Raw genomic sequence first — 1,578 nt, 5'->3', positions numbered from 1 at the left:
CCGCCCCCGCCGCCCCCGCCGTTCCCGCCGGGCCTGTGCCCGCCGGTCGCGTGTCCGCCCGCCGTGTCGTGCCCAGCAGATATATTCGGGCCGAGACGAAGTCCCGCCGCCGTTCGGGCCGTGCCCGGCCCCGCCCCGCCCCGCCCCGTTCGAGGAGCACCCGGTGCCCAAGCCCCCGCGCCCGGCGACCGCCACCACCCGGACCGTGGCGCAGGTCAACCAGACCGTGCTGCTGGAGGTGCTGCGTCGCAACGGTTCGCTCTCCCGGCAGCGGCTGGCGGCCGAGAGCGGACTGTCGACCGCGACCGTGCACCGTCTGGTCGAGGCGCTGCGCGCGGCCGGGCTGGTGCTCGTGGAGCCCGAGCGTGCGCCGTCCAGCGGCGGTCGGCCGCCGCAGCTGATCCGCTACAACGCCGGGGCGCAGACCGTACTGGCCGTGGCACTGCGACCGCGCCGCGTCGTCGGCGTGGTCACGGACCTGCACGGCACGGTGCTGCACGAGGCCGAGCGGCAGTGGGCGCCGGCGCTGGGCCCCGACCGCACCCGCGAACCGTCCGCCGAGGAACTCACCGCACCACTGCTGGCCCTCGTGGACGGCCTGCACGGCTGGGCCGCACGCCATGCGGGCGCGCCCCGCGCCCTGGTGGTCGGGGTGCCCGGGGCGGTCCGGGACCGCGGCACCGGGCTGGTGGAGTTCGCGCCGGTACTGGACTGGCCCGGACTGCGGCTGCGCGCCCCGCTCCAGGAGCGGCTGGGCGTGCCGGTGGCGGTCGAGAGCAATGTCGACCTGGTCGCGCTGGCCGTCCAGCACAGCGAGGCGGGCGCGGGCGTGAGCGACCTCGTCGCCGTGACGGTCGGGATCGAGGTCGGCGCCGGGATGGTGCTCGGCGGCCGGCTGCACCGGGGGCGGCTGGGCTCGGCCGGCGCCCTCGACCACCTGATGACCGACCGCCGGGCCCTGGAACGTCCGGCGGGGCGCACCGGCGACACCCAGGCGCGGATCGGTGACCGGGCCGTCGACCTGCGGATCACCGAGGCCGGACTGGCCGTGGCCGGGACCTCGGCCGAGCGGGTCGCCGAGCTGTTCCGGCTGGCCCGGGCGGGCGTGCCCGCGGCGGTGCGCCTGGTGGACGAGTTCACCGACGACCTGGCCCTGCTGGTGGCGCGGACCATCAGCGTGCTCGGCCCCGAACTCGTGGCCCTGGGCGGACGGCTGATCCGGGAGAGCGGTGGCGGGATGCTGCCCGCGATCGAGTCCCGCCTCCAGGGCCGGGTGCCGGTGCTGCCGCAGCTGATGACGATCCCGGCCACCGCCACCGAACTGGTCGGCGCCACCGCGGCCGCCGTCCGGCTCGCCGACGGGGCCACGTTCATCACGCGCTGAACCGGGGGTGGTACCCCCGCGATCCCCGGCCGTTCCCTCCGAGTATTTCTTGGTGTGATAGGAAACGCCGGTGGCCGTTCGCCCAGGTGGACCGTGATGGACCGTGAGGGACCGCGGTTGTGACCCCCGGGCGATCGCGCGCACCGGCCGGGCCGGACGGGCCCGCCGCCATCACCGTACGAACGGCTCGGAAC

Annotated in this window: 1 protein-coding gene; it reads left to right on the top strand. The window is 76.6% G+C overall.

Annotation, left to right across the window (positions count from 1 at the left end):
- The first annotated feature begins 163 nt into the window (after positions 1-163).
- Positions 164-1,384, top strand: coding sequence for an ROK family transcriptional regulator (locus VR45_RS38805; protein ID WP_045944667.1), 1,221 nt, complete (start codon positions 164-166; stop codon positions 1,382-1,384).
- Positions 1,385-1,578: the final 194 nt, after the last annotated feature.

Source organism: Streptomyces sp. NRRL S-495, from assembly GCF_000966955.1.
Classification (GTDB): Bacteria; Actinomycetota; Actinomycetes; order Streptomycetales; family Streptomycetaceae; genus Kitasatospora; species Kitasatospora purpeofusca.
The sequence above is the reverse complement of the archived record's forward strand: the minus strand, read 5'-3'. Positions and strand labels throughout refer to the sequence as shown.